Origin of the sequence: Comamonas sp. Z3 (genome assembly GCF_008121565.1) — a bacterium.
Classification (GTDB): Bacteria; Pseudomonadota; Gammaproteobacteria; order Burkholderiales; family Burkholderiaceae_C; genus Comamonas; species Comamonas brasiliensis.
In genome coordinates this window covers 799,987-819,279 of sequence record NZ_VOQU01000001.1, presented here as the reverse complement: position 1 = coordinate 819,279, position 19,293 = coordinate 799,987, and the positions used below count along the sequence as shown (strand labels likewise).

15 protein-coding genes are annotated in these 19,293 nt (G+C 62.0%); 2 read left to right on the top strand and 13 right to left on the bottom strand.

Going from position 1 to position 19,293, the window contains the following annotated elements; genetic code table 11:
• Window positions 1-108 precede the first annotated feature (108 nt).
• The 6 genes from FSY59_RS03865 to FSY59_RS03840 form a co-directional block, all read right to left on the bottom strand.
• Complete coding sequence (locus FSY59_RS03865; protein ID WP_003056335.1) at window positions 109-1,125, bottom strand: tripartite tricarboxylate transporter substrate binding protein; 1,017 nt, start codon at window positions 1,123-1,125, stop codon at window positions 109-111.
• Window positions 1,126-1,237: 112 nt separating this feature from the next.
• Window positions 1,238-2,653 (bottom strand): malonyl-CoA decarboxylase, encoded by a 1,416-nt coding sequence (locus tag FSY59_RS03860; RefSeq protein WP_003056337.1) that lies wholly within the window; start codon window positions 2,651-2,653, stop codon window positions 1,238-1,240.
• A gap of 155 nt (window positions 2,654-2,808) precedes the next feature.
• Window positions 2,809-3,651 (bottom strand): prolipoprotein diacylglyceryl transferase, encoded by an 843-nt coding sequence (gene lgt / locus FSY59_RS03855; RefSeq protein ID WP_003056339.1) that lies wholly within the window; start codon window positions 3,649-3,651, stop codon window positions 2,809-2,811.
• Between the two features lie 144 nt (window positions 3,652-3,795).
• Window positions 3,796-4,803 carry a tripartite tricarboxylate transporter substrate binding protein gene (locus tag FSY59_RS03850; protein WP_003056341.1) on the bottom strand — a complete coding sequence of 336 codons (1,008 nt, stop codon included), beginning with the start codon at window positions 4,801-4,803 and terminating at the stop codon, window positions 3,796-3,798.
• A gap of 116 nt (window positions 4,804-4,919) precedes the next feature.
• Window positions 4,920-6,779, bottom strand: coding sequence for a dihydroxy-acid dehydratase (gene ilvD / locus FSY59_RS03845; protein WP_148728488.1), 1,860 nt, complete (start codon window positions 6,777-6,779; stop codon window positions 4,920-4,922).
• A 140-nt stretch (window positions 6,780-6,919) separates the two neighbouring features.
• Window positions 6,920-7,159, bottom strand: a complete 240-nt coding sequence (locus FSY59_RS03840) for a TIGR04438 family Trp-rich protein (RefSeq protein WP_003056345.1) — start codon at window positions 7,157-7,159, stop codon at window positions 6,920-6,922.
• A gap of 109 nt (window positions 7,160-7,268) precedes the next feature.
• Here FSY59_RS03840 and FSY59_RS03835 point away from each other — a divergent pair, with 109 nt between their 5' ends.
• Window positions 7,269-7,577: a c-type cytochrome gene (locus FSY59_RS03835; RefSeq protein ID WP_019043549.1), complete on the top strand. Its 309-nt coding sequence runs from the start codon at window positions 7,269-7,271 to the stop codon at window positions 7,575-7,577.
• 81 nt (window positions 7,578-7,658) lie between these two features.
• Here FSY59_RS03835 and FSY59_RS03830 read toward each other — a convergent pair whose 3' ends face one another.
• Complete coding sequence (locus tag FSY59_RS03830; RefSeq protein WP_148728487.1) at window positions 7,659-9,644, bottom strand: alkyl/aryl-sulfatase; 1,986 nt, start codon at window positions 9,642-9,644, stop codon at window positions 7,659-7,661.
• A 158-nt stretch (window positions 9,645-9,802) separates the two neighbouring features.
• On the opposite strand from FSY59_RS03830, the gene FSY59_RS03825 reads away from it, so the two are divergent.
• Window positions 9,803-10,708 carry a LysR family transcriptional regulator gene (locus FSY59_RS03825; protein WP_148728486.1) on the top strand — a complete coding sequence of 302 codons (906 nt, stop codon included), beginning with the start codon at window positions 9,803-9,805 and terminating at the stop codon, window positions 10,706-10,708.
• 118 nt (window positions 10,709-10,826) lie between these two features.
• Here FSY59_RS03825 and typA read toward each other — a convergent pair whose 3' ends face one another.
• The 6 genes from typA to rimP form a co-directional block, all read right to left on the bottom strand.
• Window positions 10,827-12,653 (bottom strand): translational GTPase TypA, encoded by a 1,827-nt coding sequence (gene typA / locus FSY59_RS03820; RefSeq protein ID WP_003080479.1) that lies wholly within the window; start codon window positions 12,651-12,653, stop codon window positions 10,827-10,829.
• Window positions 12,650-13,642, bottom strand: coding sequence for a tRNA pseudouridine(55) synthase TruB (truB, locus tag FSY59_RS03815; protein ID WP_003056351.1), 993 nt, complete (start codon window positions 13,640-13,642; stop codon window positions 12,650-12,652). Before truB ends, typA begins: the two co-directional genes overlap by 4 nt.
• 4 nt (window positions 13,643-13,646) lie before the next feature.
• Window positions 13,647-14,024, bottom strand: coding sequence for a 30S ribosome-binding factor RbfA (gene rbfA / locus FSY59_RS03810; protein WP_003056352.1), 378 nt, complete (start codon window positions 14,022-14,024; stop codon window positions 13,647-13,649).
• Between the two features lie 95 nt (window positions 14,025-14,119).
• Complete coding sequence (gene infB, locus FSY59_RS03805; protein ID WP_003056353.1) at window positions 14,120-16,954, bottom strand: translation initiation factor IF-2; 2,835 nt, start codon at window positions 16,952-16,954, stop codon at window positions 14,120-14,122.
• A gap of 23 nt (window positions 16,955-16,977) precedes the next feature.
• Window positions 16,978-18,465, bottom strand: coding sequence for a transcription termination factor NusA (nusA, locus tag FSY59_RS03800; protein ID WP_003056354.1), 1,488 nt, complete (start codon window positions 18,463-18,465; stop codon window positions 16,978-16,980).
• A gap of 83 nt (window positions 18,466-18,548) precedes the next feature.
• A complete protein-coding gene (gene rimP, locus FSY59_RS03795) occupies window positions 18,549-19,127 on the bottom strand; it encodes a ribosome maturation factor RimP (RefSeq protein WP_003080490.1) in 579 nt (192 codons plus the stop codon).
• Window positions 19,128-19,293 lie beyond the last annotated feature (166 nt).

The window sequence follows — 19,293 nt, the reverse complement described above, 5'->3', positions numbered from 1 at the left end:
CGGGGCCATCATAGGCCCGGCCCCGGCCTGCCCGGCGGGAGCAGGCACTGAAAAGATGCGCCCGTCAAAACGGGCGCCCGGCAAAGGCCGCTCCGCTTGGCGGCGGGGTCAGGAATCGATCTTCACATTGGCCGCCTTGACCACATGCGCCCAGCGCTGGATCTCGCTTTGCACCATGGCGGCAAACTGCGGCTGGCTCAGCTGCCCGTAGTCGGCGCCATTCTTGGCCCAGGCCGCCTTGATGTCCTCGGCGGCACCGATCTTGCGCACCTCGTCCAGCATCTGCTGCTGCACGGCGGCTGGCGTGCCCTTGGGCGCCCACAGCCCATACCAGGTGGTGACGGTGAAGTCCGGCAGGCCGCACTCGGCCGCGCAGGGCACATCGGGAAAGGCAGGGTTGCGCTTTGTGCCGGCCACCATCAGCGCCTTGATGCGGCCACCCTTGATGTGCTGGGCCGACGAGCCCAGGCCGTCGAACAGCATGTCCACATTGCCGGCGATCAGGTCCTGCAGCGCCGGTCCCGCGCCCTTGTAGGGAATATGGGTGATCTGGGTCTTGGTCTGCAGCTTGAACAGCTCACCCGCCAGATGGTGCGAGGACCCCGGCCCTGCGGAGGCATAGTTGTATTTGCCGGGGTTGGAGCGCAAGTCCTGCACCAGTGCCTGCAAGGTGGCATGCGTCACCTTCTTGGGATTGACCACCACGACCTGTGGCACGCTGGCCAGCAGCGCCAGCGGGATGAAGTCGCGCTCCAGGTCGTAATCGAGCTTGGGATAGACCGAGGGCGCAATCACATGATGGGTGCCGCCCATGAAGAAGTTGTAGCCGTCGGCGGCGGACTTGGCCGCAATACTGGCGCCCAGCGTGCCGCCTGCGCCGCCGCGGTTGTCTATCACCAGGGTCTTGCCCGAGGTCTTGGCGAACTGTGCAGAAAACGGCCTGGCAAAGGTGTCGGTACCGCCGCCGGCAGGAAAAGGCACGATCAGGGTGACCGGCCTGGTCGGCCATTCCGATGCCCCGGCCATTCCCGTCCAGCCCGATGCTCCGGCGGCCAGCAGCGCCCCTGTCGACCGAAGCAGCGTGCGCCGCTGCAAACCCACGCTCTTTGCCCAAGAATCCCGCATGTATGTCTCCTCTGCTCGTCCAGTCAGCAGCTCTGCTGCAGCCGGACTTGTGGTTGGGAGACGCAGCAGCAAAAGCCGGCTCAGGCTGTGCGCAGCGCGGGTCGCGATGCACTCATCCCTTGCACAGCGATTCGATCTCCGAGGAAACGGGAATCTTGCTCTGCGCCAACAGGCTGCGGTGCTTGTCCAGGCGCTTCAGGTCATACAGATAGTTGACCATCAGCCCCATGGATTGCTTGAGTCCCTTGGACGACAGGTCTGCCGCCCAGTTCAGGCGCTCCACGCGCGCACCGTTGCCAAGGTGAAAGCGTGCCACGGCATCCAGCGGACGGCCCTTGGCAGTTTCCCGACCCAGATAGCGCGCAGCGCAAAACATGGCGGCCTGACGCACCACCGATTTCTCCGGCAGCGAACCTGGATCGTCCAGCGCAGCCAGCAATTGCGCAGCGCTCACTCCTCCGGCGACTTTCTCCAGGGCTGCCTTCTGTTTGTCGTCCAGCTCCGCCAGTGCCGCATCGCCGTTCTTGCTCAGCCAGCTGCGCAGTCCCGGAATGGGCGACAGCGTGGCGAACTGCTTGAGCTTGGGGAACTCTTGCGTGAGCGTCTCCACCACATGCTTGATCAGCGAATCGCCAAAGCTCACGCCCTTGAGTCCGGTCTGGGTGTTGCTGATTGAATAGAAGATGGCGGTATTGGCCTTGGCCAGATCGGCTGCCGCTGCGGCCTCGTCCAGCAGCGGCGCCATGCTGCCCGCCATCTTGTCCAGTAGTGCCACCTCCACAAAGATCAGCGGCACATTGGGCATGCGCGGGTGAAAGAAGCCATAGCAGCGACGGTCGCTGTCGAGGCGATTCTTGAGATCGGCCCAGCTGCGGATATCGTGCACGGCCTCGTACTGGATCAGCTTCTCCAGCAGCGATGCCGGCGAATCCCAGTTCAGGCTTTTGAGCTCCAGCAATGCCACATCGAACCAGCTGGAGAACAGATGCTCCAGCTCGGCATCTAGCGCCACATAGTGCTGCTCCGCCTTGGGCAAGGCCAGCAGCTCGGCGCGCATGTCGACCAGAAAGCCCATGCCTCCCTTGGGCTGGGCAAAACGCTGCAGCAGCCGCGTGCGCGATGAAACCAGGGCGCGGCGCAGGCTCATCTCGGCCTCGCTGCGCTCCACATCGCTGCCCGCCTTGTCATAGCGCTCGCGCGCCGCCTGCAGGGCCTTGGCATCGGGGCCGAACTTTTCGATCGCCAGCAGCCAGAAGTCCTTGCGCACGGGCGCCTCGGCCTTGCCATACCAGTCCATCAGCACCTGAGCGTGACGACCGCCCTCCACGTCGCTGAGCGCGGTATCGGCCACCTGCTGCATGTCCTGCAGCAAGCGGCGCAGCTCGCGCGGCGACAGCGCCTCCTGCCCGCGGCGCAAGGTGGCCTCTAGGCGTTGCGCCAGCGGTCGATGCTGGCCGTCGCCCTTCTCGCCCTCGGCGCCACGCACCCACAGCTTGGTTTGCTCAATCCACTCGGCTGCCCAACCCATAAGCATCTCCTTGTTCCTGCACCATCATGCTCTCATTGAAGAAGCAGATACCGCAATTGCAGTAACGCTTTGAGCCATTATGTGCAGTTTTCATGCCACATATAGTGCCGCAAAAAAAACGCAGACCGAAGTCTGCGTTTTCCAGGGTTTGACCATCAGGCCGCCGTCCGCTGAACCACGTAGGCCTGGCGCTTGCCGCACCACACCCACATGAACACACCGGCCACGATCATGGGCAGGCACAGCCACTGGCCCATGCTCATGCCCAGCGACAGAATGCCCAGGAAGTCATCGGGCTCGCGGAAGTACTCGGCAATGAAACGGAAGGCGCCATAACCGATCAGAAAGACCGCCGCGACCTGGCCGGGCTTGCGTTCCTTGCGCGCATACAGCCACAGAATGATGAACAGCAGCAGTCCTTCCATCAGAAACTGATAGATCTGCGAGGGGTGACGCGGCAGCATGGAGCCGCTTTGCGGGAACACCATGGCCCAGGGCAGATCGGCACTGGCAAAACGCCCCCAGAGCTCGCCGTTGATGAAATTGCCGATACGGCCCGCAGCCAGGCCCGTGGGAACGCAGGGCGCAACGAAATCCGCGACTTCCAGCCAGTTGCGCTTGCGCGAGCGCGCAAACCAGATCATGGAGCCGATGACGCCCAGCAGGCCGCCGTGAAAGCTCATGCCGCCCTGCCAGACGGCAAGAATCTCCAGCGGATGCGAGAGGTAGTAGCCGGGCTTGTAGAACAGGCAGTAGCCGATGCGCCCGCCCACGACCACGCCGAGCACGCCGAGAAAGAGAATGTCTTCCACATCCTTGCGCGCCCAGGCACGCTCGCCCGTCATGTATTTGAATGGAGGGTGGTGCAGTCGGCGCGTGCCTAGAAACAGGAACAGACCGAAGGCCACCAGATAGGTTATGCCATACCAGTGCACGGCCAAAGGGCCAATCTGCACGGCTACAGGATCAATGTGCGGATACATCAGCATGTCAGGCATTGTGCCGCAGGCCGATGACGTTTCTGCAAAACTGCATGCCCCGAAAACGCTGCCAGGCCTTATTTGCCGATTCAGAGACCCCAGAGACGCCAAACCCGGCCTGGATGACAGCGGCATCCGGCACAGGCAGCACTCTCCCCAACCTCAATGCGGCCTGTCCGCCGCCAGGCCCTGTTCGCGCACGGTCTGGCGCACGGCCTTGGCCGTCTCCTCCATCATGGTCCCCAGGCGCTGCGCCGTGCCGCCCAGGACATGCACGCCCATGGCCTGCAGACGCTCCTGCACGGCCGGCTCCTGCAGGGCCGCATTGGCAGCGCTGTTGAGCCGGCTCACCACGGCCTGTGGCGTGCCGGCCGGAGCAACGATGCCGAACCAGGTGATCGCCAGATCGTTGAGCGCGGAATGACCCAGCTCCCTGAACGTGGGCACCTGCGGCAGGGCCGGCAGGCGCTCCTGTGCGGCCACGGCGAACGGAACCAGGCGGCCCGCAGCCAGATGCGGAGCCGACGAGGGGTACTGATCGCTGAGCACCTGGGTCTCGCCCGACAATGCGCCGCTGATCACCGGCCCCTGTCCCTTGTAGGGAATGTGGTGCAGCTTGAGCTTGAGATCGGCATTGAGGCGCTCGGCAATCAGATGACCTATGGAGCCGATTCCGGCCGAGCCGATATTGAACTGGCCCGGCTTGCTGCGCGCAAGAGTGAGGAACTGGGCATAGTTCTGCACGCCCATATTCGGATGCACGGAGAACACCGACGGAATGGACGCCAGTGCGACCACCGGCACCAGGGCCTTGGCAGGATCTATGCGTGCCGACTGGGGCAGCATGATGGGATTGACCACCAGCGTGCTGATGGTGCCCAGGCCTATCGTGTAGCCGTCTGGCGCGGCATGGGCCACGGCCTCGGCACCGATGAAGCCGCTGGCGCCGGAGCGGTTGTCGACCACCACGGGCTGACCCAGAGTCTGGTGCATGGCATCGGCAACCAGGCGCGCCACGATATCGGTGGAGCCTCCGGGCGTGAAAGGAACCACCAGACGCACGGGACGCTGCGGATAACGCCCTTCTGCCGCCTGCGCCGTCAATGCCCCCAGCAAGGCCAGCAGCCCTGCTGTCTTCAACAAGAAGGAGGGGCGAACAGCGAAAGACATGGAGATCACTTTCTGGCAAGACAATAAAAACAGCCGCGCGACTTGCGTCGGGCGGCTGTGGGATTGTCCGTCAGCAGGCAAGGCCCGCGCTGACGAAATGACGAAACAAACGTAACTTAGTCGTCGAGCAGCGACAGATCGCGCACGGCGCCGGTGTCGGCGCTGGTCACCAGCTTGGCATAGGCCTTGAGGGCTGCCGAGACCTTGCGCGGACGGGCCTGGGCAGGCTTCCAGCCCTTGGCATTCTGCGCTTCACGGCGACGTGCCAGCTCTTCGTCACTGACCAGCATGCTGATGCTGCGGTTGGGAATGTCGATGCGGATGATGTCACCGTTCTGCACCAGGCCAATCGCGCCGCCGGCGGCCGCCTCGGGCGAGCAGTGGCCGATGGACAGGCCGGAGGTACCGCCCGAGAAGCGGCCGTCCGTCAGCAGCGCACAGGCTTTGCCCAGACCCTTGGACTTGATGTAGCTGGTGGGGTAGAGCATTTCCTGCATGCCGGGGCCTCCCTTGGGGCCTTCGTAGCGCACGATGACCACATCGCCAGCCTTGACCTTGTCGGCCAGGATGTTGGCCACGGCCTCGTCCTGGGACTCGACCACATGGGCCGGACCTTCGAACACCAGAATCGACTCGTCCACGCCTGCGGACTTCACCACGCAGCCGTCCAGCGCGATGTTGCCGCGCAGCACGGCCAGGCCGCCTTCCTTGCTGAAAGCGTGCTCGTAGCTGCGGATGCAGCCTTCGGCGCGATCCAGGTCCAGGCTGGGCCAGCGGGTGTTCTGGCTGAACGCCACCTGCGTGGGAATGCCGGCCGGACCGGCCATGTAGAAGTGGCGCACAGCCTCGTCCTGCGTGCGCATGATGTCCCACTGCTCCAGCGCATCCTTCATGGTCTTGGCGTGCACCGTGGGCACATCGGTGTGCAGCTTGCCGGCGCGGTCCAGCTCACCCAGGATGGCCATGATGCCGCCGGCGCGGTGCACGTCTTCGATGTGGTACTTGGGCGTGTTGGGCGCCACCTTGCACAGCTGGGGCACGACGCGCGAGAGGCGGTCGATGTCGGCCATGGTGAAATCGATGCCTGCTTCCTGGGCGATGGCCAGCAGGTGCAGGATGGTATTGGTGGATCCGCCCATGGCGATGTCCAGCGTGATGCAGTTCTCGAACGCCTTGAAGCCCACGGAGCGCGGCAGCACGCTCTCGTTGTCGTTCTCGTAGTAGTCGCGGGCCAGCTCGACGATGCGGCGGCCGGCGCGCAGGAACAGCTCTTCACGGTCGGCATGCGTGGCCACCACGGTGCCGTTGCCCGGCAGGGACAGGCCCAGGGCCTCGGTCAGGCAGTTCATCGAATTGGCAGTGAACATGCCCGAGCAGGAACCGCAGGTCGGGCAGGCGGAGCGCTCCACCTCGGCCACTTCCGCATCGGAATAGCGCTGGTCGGCCGCGATCACCATGGCGTCCACCAGGTCCAGCTTCTTGAACTCGATGGTCTTGGTTTCGGGGTTGGCCAGCTTGGTCTTGCCGGCTTCCATGGGGCCGCCGGAGACAAAGATCACAGGAATGTTCAGGCGCATCGCGGCCATCAGCATGCCGGGGGTGATCTTGTCGCAGTTGGAGATGCACACCAGCGCGTCGGCGCAATGGGCATTGACCATGTACTCGACCGAGTCGGCGATCAGGTCGCGGCTGGGCAGCGAATACAGCATGCCGTCATGACCCATGGCGATGCCATCGTCCACGGCGATGGTGTTGAACTCCTTGGCCACGCCGCCGGCCTTTTCGATCTCACGCGCGACCAGTTGCCCCAGGTCCTTCAGGTGCACATGGCCGGGCACGAACTGGGTGAAGGAGTTGGCAATCGCAATGATGGGCTTGTCGAAATCGCCATCTTTCATGCCGGTGGCACGCCACAGGGCGCGCGCACCGGCCATGTTGCGGCCGCCGGTGGAGGTTTTGGAACGGTATGCGGGCATGGGGTTCGCTATAGGACGTTATCGGGAAAGGATTCTCCGGATTATGGCCCAGCGCCGCCGCACGGCGATGCCTAGCCCATGGCGCGCTGTCAGGCAAAACCTCGGTAGGGCATCGTCAATCGCGATGCCTTGTTCGCTGCTCAGCGACGTCGCTGACCGGGTGCCATGGCCTGCTTCTGGCGATCGATGCGCTCTTTCTTGCGCTGGTCCATCTTCTCCATGGCCTTGCGCTTGGTGTAGCCCGACGCGTCGGCCCAGGCCCACCAGGCGGCGGCCGCGCCATACACAGCCAGAATCGGCCACCAGCTCCAGGCACCCACAGGTCCGATCTCCGCGAGCTTGAGCAGCGACAACACGATGGCGAGTCCTAGCAGATACATATTCCCTCACTTTTGTTCATTTTTCCCAACATAGCGTGCACTAAAGAGTACACAAAGCAAGCACTACAATGGGCCAAAAGATCAACTTTAACCCTGCCTCCTGGAACTCATGATGAAGCAATTTGTGATCGCTTTCGCTCTTTCTGCCGCGGTTGTGGCTCCTGCAATGGCCGACCAGGCTCTGGCGCAGTCCAAGAACTGCATGGCCTGCCACGCCGTGGACAAGAAGCTGGTCGGTCCCGCCTTCAAGGAAGTGGCTGCCAAGTATGCCGGCCAAAAGGATGCCACCGACAAGCTCGCTGCCAAGGTCATCAAGGGCGGCTCCGGCGTCTGGGGCCCCGTGCCCATGCCCGCCAACTCCCAGGTGAATGAAGCCGATGCCAAGAAGCTGGTGGCCTGGATTCTGACGCAGAAGTAATCTGCCACTCCCACGCAGTGCAAGCTGCCAACAAAAAAACCGCATGCCAGCCATGCGGTTTTTTGTTTTCAGGCTACCGCCCTACCGGGTGACGATGGGGAAGTCGGGACGGCTGGCATCAAACAGCTTCAGGAATGCCCCCAGCGCAGCACGGTCACCCTCGATTTTCATGGCTGCTGGCGCTTGCCCTTCCTTGGCAGCTCCGGACAAAAGCTTCAGGAATGTGGGTCGGGTGAGGCTCAGCGACACATCCGCGCCATCCTGGGCTGGCGCCTTGCGGAAATGCAGCACCGCGTTTTCAAGCCAGATCACATAGCGCTCGCCCACATCATCCAGCGCCAGATTCATTACAAAGCGCCTGTCTGCGGCCTTGACTGCGTCCAGCCGTGTGGCCAGCACTTCGAGAAAACGCTCGGTCGGAATCTGCGCCGTCATCTCGGCCATGGCCGATACATCCCTGGACATGGGCGCCACACCCTGGCGCAACTCCAGCGCCGCCGTCAGATAGCTGTTGCGCCAGGTGGCAGACTCGGCGCGATAGCCCAGCTGCTCATGGCAGCGGGCCAGCAGCTCTTTCGCCACCGCGTTGTCCGGCTCGGCAAACACCAGTTGCTGCAGCAGCTCCACGGCCCAACGATAGTCGCCCTGCTCGGCCGCTGCACTGCCTTGCTCCAGCACCTTGGCTGTGCCACCCAGCGCCGCCACATATTTCTGCGCCTTGAGCTTGGGCGGCAGCGGATCCAGATTGGCTGGGTTGCCATCGTAATTGCCGAGGTAGAACTGATAGATGGCTTTGACGTTATGACGCAGATCGCCGTAGTAGCCACGTCCGCCCCAGAAAGCCGCCAGCGACGACGGCAGCTTGATCTGCTCGGCAATCTCGGCAGGCTGCAGCCCCTGGTTGATAAGGCGCACGGTCTGATCATGCATGAACTGGTAGAGATCGCGCTGACGGCTGATGAAGCTGGCAATATGCGCCTTGCCCCAGACCGGCCAGTTGTGCTGGTTGAACAGCACCTCCGCATCGCCAGCCTGCTCCAGCAGCTTTTGCAGATAGGCAGACCACTGCAAGGCATCGCGCACCTTGGCACCGCGTATGGGCAGCAGATTGTGCATGGTCTGCGCCAGAATCTCGGCCCCTCCAAAGGCCTTGTGCTCCGGGATGCTGAAAGTCAGCTCGGCAGGGGCCTCGGCCCCGGGCATGTTGTGAAACACGAAACGCACGCCGTCCAGCATCATCTCCTGGTCGGCCCTGTCCACACTGACCGTGGGGGGCAGAATGCCCATATGGCCGCTGACCAGGCTCTTGCCCAGGCCCGTGTCCACATTGCCCGTCGGCGACAACGGCAGCCGCGTGCCGAACTGGTAGATGGCGCGCCGCGCCATGGCTGTGCCCACGAGCAAGTTCTCGCTGGTGGCCTCGTTCATGAAGCCCGCAGGCGCCACCACGGGCACATTGCGCCGCGCCACTTCCGCGGCGCTGATGACTCCCAATGCACCGCCAAAATGATCTGCATGGCTGTGTGTGAAGATCAGCGCCGTCACCGGCTTGTTGCCCAAGTGCCGGCGCGCAAATGCCATGGCGGCTGCTGCAATCTCGCGGCTGGTCAGCGTGTCCACCACAATCCAGCCAGTCTTTCCCTCGACCAGGGTGATGTTGCCTATGTCAAAGCCGCGCAGCTGGTAGATACCGTCGCTGACCTTGAACAGCCCCGCCTGGGCATTGAGCCGGGCATGGCGCCAAAGGCTGGGGTTGACACTGTCGGGCGCGGTGCCCTGCACAAAATCAAAGGAGGCAAAGTCCTTGAGCAAGCGACCACCGGCGTCCCGGACCTGGCCCGTGGGTCTGGCAATCAGGCCTCGCTGCGCATCTTCGCGATCCTGAGCAGCATCAGGCGGCAGGCTTTGAGCAAAAGTGGCCAGCACCTCGCGCGTGGCACTGCTGACCTGGCCTGCCTGCAGCGAACCTGCGTTTTGCGGATCGGCAGAAGGTGCTGCGCAGCCAGCCAGCATGCCAGCGGCAAGCAATGCGGTAGCACCGGCTTTGGGGGTGAGCCGAAATTCCATACATGTCTCCTTTTGTTATAGCGGTCAGCGCCTGATGGATCTACGTCAGAGCCCAAGAAGGCTTCAACTCCGCCGAGGCTGCTGTCACATTCTGGGCAGCGCCATGCATTGCGTCCAATGCATAGTCTGAGAAATTTCAATGCATTGAACTCATCACCATGGACATACGCCGACTGCAGCATCTGGTCATGCTGGCCGACAAGGCCAATTACGCTCGTGCAGCCGAGCAGCTGCATCTGAGCCAGCCCGCACTGACGCGCAGCGTGCAGGCGGCAGAGGAAGAATTTGCGATGAAGCTCTTTGAGCGCGGTGCGGGAGAGGTTCGTCCCACGGCAGCTGGCCAGTTTGTACTGGAGCGCGCCCGTGAGCTGGTGCGCCAAAGCCACAATCTGCAGCGCGATGTGCAGCTCTATCGAGATCGGCAGATGGGGGACACGGCCTGCGGCTTTGGCCCGTTTCCGGCTCAGTTCCTGCTGCCATCTCTGCTGCAACAGGCCCGTAAAGCCTTTGCTGCAGTACATGTGCGCGCCATCATGGGAAACTGGCAGCAATTGCTGCAGCGCCTCAAGGACGATGAGATCGAATTCTTCGTGGCCGAAACCCGTGAGCTGCCCGCTGGCAGCGACTGCACGGTACGCGCCTTGCCCACCCAGCCCGGCGGCCTGTATGTGCGCAGCGGCCATCCGCTGCTGCAGTCCGCGCATACCCATTTCACGCTGGCCCATTTGCATGCCTATGGCCTGGCTGCCGTGCGTCTGCCCCAACCCGTGCGCGATGCCTTATGCGCCCAGCTGCAGCTGGACCATGACAAGAATCTGCTGGCGGTGGAGTGCGACGATGTCAACAGCCTGATCCAGCTGACGCTGCACACCGATACCGTGCTGGCCGCCATCGAACCTGCGGTGCGTCCTTGGCTGCAAGGCGGACAGCTACAGGCCGTGAGGGTGCGACAGGTGCCGGCCATGACTTCGAGCTATGGCGTGGTCTGGCAGCGCGGGCGCAGCCTTTCGCCCATGGCGCAGTGGCTGGTGCAGCAGGTTTGCGAGCTGGCGGCACAGGCATGAAAAGTGACGCCCCACGCTAGCCCACTGCTTGTTGCCGCCTCTTGCCTTTGAACGGCCTGGGGATCATAAAAAAAGGCCCCTGAGGGCCTTTTCTGGATTCACAGCCTGGGCTTGTGAATTACGCATCACGCGAAGCACGCTTGCGGTCGTGCTCCTTCAGGTGACGCTTGCGCACGCGCAGGCTGGTGGGGGTGATTTCCAGCAGCTCGTCGTCTTCGATGAATTCCACACCGTATTCCAGCGACAGGTCGATGGGAGGCGTGATCTTGATCGCGTCTTCCTTGCCGCTGACGCGGAAGTTGGTCAGCTGCTTGGTACGCGTGGCGTTCACCACCAGGTCGTTGTCGCGGCTGTGGATGCCGATGATCATGCCTTCGTACACGGGATCGCCGGCCTTCACGAACATGCGGCCACGGTCGTCCAGCTTGCCCAGGGCGTAGGTGAAGATTTCACCGTCGTCCATGGAGATCAGCACGCCGTTCTTGCGGCCGCCGATGTCGCCCTTATGGGGTTCGTAGCTGTCGAAGATGTTGGCGATCAGACCGGAACCACGTGTCAGGTTCAGGAATTCGTTGGTGAAACCGATCAGGCCGCGGGCAGGGATACGGTATTCCAGACGGACGCGACCGCGGCCATCGGGTTCCATGTTCACCAGCTCGCCCTTGCGCTCGCCCAGTGCCTGCATCACGCCGCCCTGGTGGCCTTCTTCGATGTCGGCAGTCACCAGCTCGATGGGCTCGTGCTTTTCGCCGTCGATCATCTGCATCACGACGCGGGGCTTGGACACTGCCAGCTCGTAGCCTTCGCGACGCATTTCTTCCAGCAAGATGGTCAGGTGCAGTTCACCACGGCCGGAGACTTCAAAGATACCGTCTTCGTCGGTTTCCTTGACGCGCAGAGCCACGTTGGAGCGCAGTTCCTTTTGCAGACGGTCCCAGATCTGGCGGCTGGTCACGAACTTGCCTTCACGACCTGCCAGGGGCGAGGTGTTCACGCAGAAGTTCATGGTCAGGGTGGGCTCGTCAATCTTCAGCATCGGCAGAGGCTGGGGATTGACCGGGTCGGTGACGGTTTCGCCGATACCGATGTTTTCGATACCGCTGATCAGCACGATCTCGGAAGGACCGGCTTCGGTGGCCTGCACGCGATCGATACCCTGGAAGGTATGCACCTGGTTGATCTTGCCGCTGTAGCTCTTGCCGTCAGGACCGGCCATCACAGCCACTTGCTGACCGGGCTTGAGCGTGCCCTGGGTGATGCGGCCCACGCCGATACGACCCACGAAAGTGGAGTAGTCCAGAGCGGAGACCTGCAGCTGCAGGGGAGCGCTGGCATCGCCTTGCACGGAAGGCACGTGATCCAGGATGGTGTCGAACAGGGCGGACATGTCCTCACCCCACTTGGCACCGGGCTCGCCCTCTTCCTTGGACGACCAGCCGTTGATGCCGGAGGCGTAGACCACGGGGAAGTCCAGCTGCTCGTCGGTGGCGCCCAGCTTGTCGAACAGGTCGAAAGCGGCGTTGATCACCTTGTCGGGGTTGGCACCGGGCTTGTCCACCTTGTTCACCACCACGATGGGGCGCAGGCCCAGGGCCAGAGCCTTCTTGGTCACGAAGCGCGTCTGGGGCATGGGGCCTTCCTGCGCATCGATCAGCAGCACCACGCCGTCGACCATGGACAGGGCACGTTCCACTTCGCCGCCGAAGTCCGCGTGACCGGGCGTGTCGAGAATGTTGATGTGGGTGTCCTTCCAGGACACGGCACAGTTCTTGGCCAGAATGGTAATGCCGCGCTCACGTTCGATGGCATGGTTGTCCATCACGGTGTCGACGACTTTTTCGTGCTCGGCAAAAGTGCCGGACTGGCGCAGCAGCTGGTCCACCATGGTGGTCTTACCGTGGTCAACGTGCGCGATGATCGCAATGTTGCGGATTTGTTTGCTCATAATGTTTCCAAAATGCCGCTTGCTTGTGGACGCGGCGTTCCTTCCAAAATTTGTTGAATTTCTAGCGGACTGAGCAGGCGCTCGGGAATCAATTCCCCGCTCGCCACACGGCCTACCCCTAAAAGGGCATGCGGGCGCTCACCATACACCGCCACGGCCGGGGCATCCGCCCAAGACCCTCGACGGCGCAAGCCTGATAGAAAGCGTCCTGCATCCTCTTCACCCAAGGTGACGACGGCATGACGATGCAGCAGGGTATCCACAGGCTGGACCTGCGCGATGCGCTCTTCATCGTTCATGGCTTCCAGCGCCTGCAGCGTCACGCAGCGCGACACCTCAAGACCGCCGGTTTCCACACGGCGCAGAAAACGCAAATGGGCGCCACAGCCCAAGGCCTCGCCCACGTCTTCGCCCAATGTGCGGATGTAAGTGCCCTTGCTGCAGGTCACTCTCATCTTGACGGCCGGATGCCCCTGATCGTCCTGCACCAGCGTCAGATCCAATGCATGAATGGTGACATCGCGTGCGGGGCGCTCCACTTCCACGCCCGCACGGGCGTATTCGTAGAGTGCCTTGCCGTCCTTTTTCAGCGCACTGTGCATGGGCGGCACCTGCTTGATGTCGCCCGTGAACTGCGCCTGCACCTGCGCCAGGCGCTCGGGCGTGATGGCAGCCAGATCGACGGCACGCTCCAGCACCACATCGCCCTCGGCATCGGCCGTGGTCGTGGTCTGGCCCAGGCGGGCAATGGCTTCGTAGGTTTTCTCGGCTTCAAGCTGAAGCTGACTGAATTTGGTGGCAGCGCCGAAACACAGCGGCAGCACGCCACTGGCCAGCGGATCAAGCGTGCCTGTATGCCCGGCCTTTTCGGCGCGCAGCAGCCACTTGACCTTCTGCAAGATGTCGTTGCTGGACCAGCCCAGCGGTTTATCAAGCAGCAACACCCCATGCACAGGGCGCCGCTGCACCCGGGTGCGAGGGGCGTTCATGTGCTTATTCCTGTTCGGGTCCGCGCGACGCCACAGCCTTGGCGATCAAGGCGTTCATGTCGGCAGCGCGCTCTGTAGTGCGGTCGTAGACGAAATGCAGCGTGGGCACGGTATGAATGTGCAGACGCTTGAACAGGCCGTTGCGCAGAAAGCCCGCGGCCTGATTGAGTGCAGCCAGCGTCACTTCGGGATCTCCGACGAGCACGCTGAAGAACACCTTGGCGTGGGCATAGTCAGGAGTCACCTCCACGCCTTGCAGCGTGACCATGCCGACGCGCGGGTCCTTCAACTCGCGGGCGATCAGCTCCGACAGATCACGCTGGATCTGGTCGGAAACTTTGAAGCTGCGGTTGGGTGCAGCAGATTTGCGTTTGGTTGCCATGAATAAAAAAGGAGCTATTTGCGCTTGCTGAACAAGGAGTTCAAGGCGTTTTCAGCCTCAAACCCTTGCGCAACAGGCGCTAGCAGCTATTGCTTTTACAGCGTACGAGCGATTTCCTTGATCTCGAAGACTTCCAGCACGTCGCCTTCCTTGATGTCGTTGTAGTTACGCAGCTTGATACCGCACTCGAAGCCTTCCTTGACTTCCTTGACATCGTCCTTGAGGCGGCGCAGCGACTCGATCTCGCCCGTGTAGATGACCACGTTGTCGCGCAGCAGACGGAAGTGTGCGTTGCGGGTGACATGACCTTGCGTGATGTACGAGCCGGCAATGGTGCCGATCTTCGTCGCCACGAACACGGTACGGATCTCGGCCATACCGATGATCTCTTCGCGCTTCTCGGGAGCCAGCATGCCGGACATCGCAGCCTTCACCTCATCCACGGCGTCGTAGATGATGTTGTAGTAGCGCACGTCGACATCGTTGCCTTCGGCCGTCTTGCGGGCCTGGGCATCCGCACGCACGTTGAAGCCGATGATGATGGCCTTGGAAGCCAGTGCCAGGTTGACGTCGGACTCGGAAATACCGCCCACGCCGGAGTACACCAGCTGAACCTTGATCTCGTCGGTCGACAGCTTGAGCAGCGAGGCTGCCAGCGCTTCCTGCGAGCCTTGCATGTCGGCCTTGATGATGATGGGCAGAGTCTGCACATCGCCAGCGGACATTTCGGCGAACATGTTTTCCAGCTTCGCAGCCTGCTGCTTGGCCAGCTTGGTGTTGCGGAACTTGCCAGCGCGGTAGGTCGCGATTTCACGGGCACGGCGTTCGTCGCTCAGCACCATGAAGTCGTCACCAGCCTGGGGCACTTCGTTCAGACCCTGAATCTCGACAGGGATGGAAGGACCGGCTTCCTTGGTCTGCTTGCCGTCTTCGTCGAGCATGGCTCGCACGCGGCCATAGGTCTGACCCGCCAGCACCACATCGCCGACCTTCAGCGTACCGGACTGCACCAGCACCGTAGCCACGGTACCACGCCCCTTGTCCAGCTGGGCTTCGATCACGAGACCCTTGGCAGCGGCTTCCACCGGCGCCTTGAGTTCCAGCACTTCGGCCTGCAGCAGGACTTGCTCCAGCAGCTCGTCGATGCCCTGGCCAGTCTTGGAGGACACGGCCACGAAGGGAGAGTCACCGCCGTACTCTTCGGGCAGCACCTCTTCCACGACCAGCTCCTGCTTGACGCGATCGGGGTTGGCTTCGGGCTTGTCGGCCTTGGTGATGGCCACCACGATGGGAACACCAGCCGCCTTGGCGTGCTTGATGGCTTCCTTGGTCTGGGGCATCACGCCGTCGTCGGCAGCGGCCACCAGAATCACGATGTCGGTGGACTTGGCACCGCGAGCACGCATGGCCGTGAAGGCCTCGTGACCGGGGGTGTCCAGGAAGGTGATGATGCCGCGAGGCGTCTTCACATGGTAGGCACCGATGTGCTGCGTGATGCCGCCGGCTTCGCCCGACGCCACCTTGGTGCGACGGATGTAGTCCAGCAGCGAGGTCTTGCCGTGGTCCACGTGACCCATGACGGTCACCACGGGAGCGCGCGGCAGTTTCTCGGCTTCGGCGTTGGAGACTTCCTCGGCGGTGAAGGCTTCGAGATCGTCCAGCGCAGCCACCTTGGCGGTATGGCCCATTTCTTCCACCACGATCATGGCGGTGTCCTGGTCCAGCGGCTGGTTGATGGTGACCATCTGGCCCATCTTCATCAGAACCTTGATCAGCTCGGATGCCTTGATGGCCATCTTGTGAGCCAGTTCGGCCACGGTGATGGTCTCGGGCACCGAGATCTCGAGCTGACGGAACTCAGGAGCCTGCTGCTGTTGCTGCTCGTGACGGTCATTGCCACGACGCCCCCCCCTGGGACCACCGCGCCAGTTGGAGCGGCCAGCCACGCCACCGGAGCTGTCGCCACGGGTCTTGATTTCCTTCTTCTTGGCCGCATCGTTGGACCAGCTCGAAGACAGCTTGGCGGACTTGACTTCCTTGCCGGGACGGGCACCGCCGCCTGCATTGGCCGCTCCGGCGGCACCTGCGGGCTTGCTGCCATCCTTGGCGGCAACAGGCTTCTTGGCATCCGCAGCGACCGGAGCAGCCTTCTTGGGCTCTTCGGGCTTCTTGGCGACCAGCACCTTCTTGGGTGCAGCCATCATGGCACGGATGGCTTCCGCCTCGGCCAGGGCCTTGCGGCGGCGTTCATCCAGATCCTTGGCGCGGCTGGCTTCTTCAGCCGCCTTGGCCTGGGATTCGGCTTCGGCCTTGGAGCGTGCCTCGGCCTGGGCCGCAGCACGTGCGGCAGCGCCAGCGGCGTGCTCGCGCTTTTCCTCTTCCTTAGCCGCCTTGGCTTCAGCCACCTTGGCAACTTCCGCGGCTGCATAGGCTGCAGCACGTTCCTCGGCTTCGCGCTCGCGGCGCTCGCGCTCTTCGCGCTCTTGACGTTCCTTGGCCAATTGTTCTTCCTGATGGCTCAACAGCTCAACCTCACGGCGAGCATCTTCTTCACGGCGTGCCAGCTCTTGAGTAGCGGCACGCTCCTGCACAGCCTTAGCCATGCTTTGCGCATTGGCCTGAGCCTCGGCGGGAGTGTCTTCCCGCTTCACGAAAGTGCGCTTCTTGCGCACTTCCACCTGAATCGTACGAGCACGGCCCGATGAGTCCGCCTGCTTGATTTCGCTGGTGGACTTCTTGGTCAGCGTGATCTTCTTGGCGCCGCTGCCATGGCTGACCTGCAGGTGGCTCAGCAAACGCTGCTTGTCACCTTCGGTCAGCACATCGGCTGCGTCAGCCTTATCAACCCCGGCGGCCTTGAGCTGCTGCAGCAAGGAATCAGGGGTCGTGTTGCGCTCTTTCGCAAATTCTGCAACCGTATTACTCGACATAAATGCTCTGTACCTCCCTGACCTTACTCTTGCCCATCGGCAAACCAGTGCTCACGCGCCTTCATGATCAAGGCCTTGGCTTCTTCGGCGGTCTGACCGGTGATATCGGTCAGTTCGTCGATCGCCAGATCGGCCAGATCGTCACGGGTGTGCACATCAGCTTGCGCCAGCTTGTCCAGCAGTTCGGCAGTCATGCCGTCCAGAGAGACAAGATCCTCGGATGCCTTGCTCACATTTTCTTCGCGAGCAATTTCCTGACTCAGCAGTGCATCCTTGGCGCGGCTACGCAGCTCGTTTACCGTCTCTTCGTCGAAGGATTCGATTTCGAGCATTTCCTGCAGCGGCACATAGGCCACTTCTTCCAGGGTCTCGAAACCTTCTTCGATCAGGATGTTGGCGATTTCCTCGTCCACATCCAGCTTTTCCATGAACAGCTTGCGCGAGACAGCCGACTCGTCGGCCTGCTTCTGTGCAGACTCGGCAGCGTCCATGATGTTGATCTTCCAGCCTGTCAGCTCGGAGGCCAGACGCACGTTCTGACCGCCGCGACCGATGGCGATGGCCAGATTCTCCTCGTCCACGACCACGTCCATGGCATGCTTTTCCTCATCCACAACGATGGAAGAGACATTCGCAGGAGCCAGAGCACCGATCACGAACTGAGCGGGGTCTTCGGACCAGAGCACGATATCCACACGCTCGCCGGCCAGCTCGTTGGTCACCGCATTCACGCGGGTGCCGCGCACACCGACGCAGGTGCCGATGGGGTCCACACGCTTGTCGTGGCTCAGCACGGCGATCTTGGCACGCGAGCCGGCATCGCGAGCGCAGCTCTTGATCTCCAGCAGGCCTTGCTCGATCTCGGGCACTTCATTGCGAAACAGCTCCACCATGAATTCGGGGGCCGAGCGTGACAGCAGGATGGGAGCGCCGCGCAGGGTGGCATCGACTTCCATGATCATGGCACGCACGCGGTCGCCATTGCGCAGATTTTCCTTGGGGATCATCTCGCCGCGCTTGAGCCTGCCTTCCACACGGCCGGATTCGACAATGATGTCACCCTTGTCCATGCGCTTGACGGTGCCGGTGAAGATCTTGTCGCCACGGGCCAGGAATTCGTTGAGCAGCATTTCGCGCTCGGCGTCGCGAATCTTCTGCAGGATGACCTGCTTGGCCGCCATGGCACCGATACGGCCGATGGGCAGCGACTCGATCTGCTCTTCAATGAACTCACCAATCTGAATACCGGGCACGCGGTCTTCCGCATCCATCAGCATTTCTTCGGCGTCGGGGTTCTGCAGACCGGCATCGTCAGACACCACCACCCAGCGGCGGAAGGTGTCGTAGTCGCCGCTTTCGCGATCGATGGACACGCGGATGTCTACTTCACCTTGGTACAGCTTCTTGGTGGCCTGCGCCAGTGCGGATTCCACGGCACCAAAAACCACATCGCGTTCCACGTTCTTTTCACGCGAAATGGCTTCAACCAACATCAACAGTTCGCGATTCATGCGACGACTCTCCTATTTCAATCACACAAAGAGGATTTGCATGCGACCTCTTTGCCCCAAAAGATTCCAACGCTGCAGCCGCCTCATTCAGGCTTGGCTGCGCGTCCTTTGAAATTCACAATCGGTGCCAGACGCGCTTCGCGCAACTCGTCAAGCGTAAAGCCCATGGCATTCAAAGGCGCTGGTTCACGCTTCTTGCTGACGCGCACGCCTGGCTTCGGAGGCGGCTCATCGCTCCAGACGATCTGCCAGCCACCTTCTTCAGTCCGTTCCAGCGTGCCACGAAATTTCTTGCGGTTTGCATTGATCTTGTCGCCACCGGCAGCCCCGATGGGAGCCTTGAGCGTCAGATCCACCTCCGAGCCTTCAAAGCGGATGAAGTCCTGCTCATGGCGTAGCAAACGATCGATGCCGGGAGAAGAGACCTCCAGGCGGGCGTAATCCGCGCCATCGACTTCCAGCGCAAACTGAAGCTGGCGCGTGACCTTTTCGCAGTCTTCCACTGTCACGAACTGCTCGGGCAGCTCAGGCGCACCTTCCTCCGGCGCCTGCCAAGGCAAATCAATCGTGATGCGCAGCAGGCCGCCGGCCGAGCGCTCGATTTCAACCAGGTCATAGCCCAGACCTGTGACGGTTTGTTCAACGATTTGCTGTAGTGCCACGTGTATTCAGTTCAATCCCGAAAAATCTGTCAAATCATGGACTTAGCTCTGTCAAAAACAGGTTTCGCCATGAATTGCCCAAAAAAAACGGGCGGTATGTACCCGCCCGTTTGGTCGTGAAGCCGTGATTGTAGCCGCAAACCATTGTTTTCGCAAAAAGTGTCTC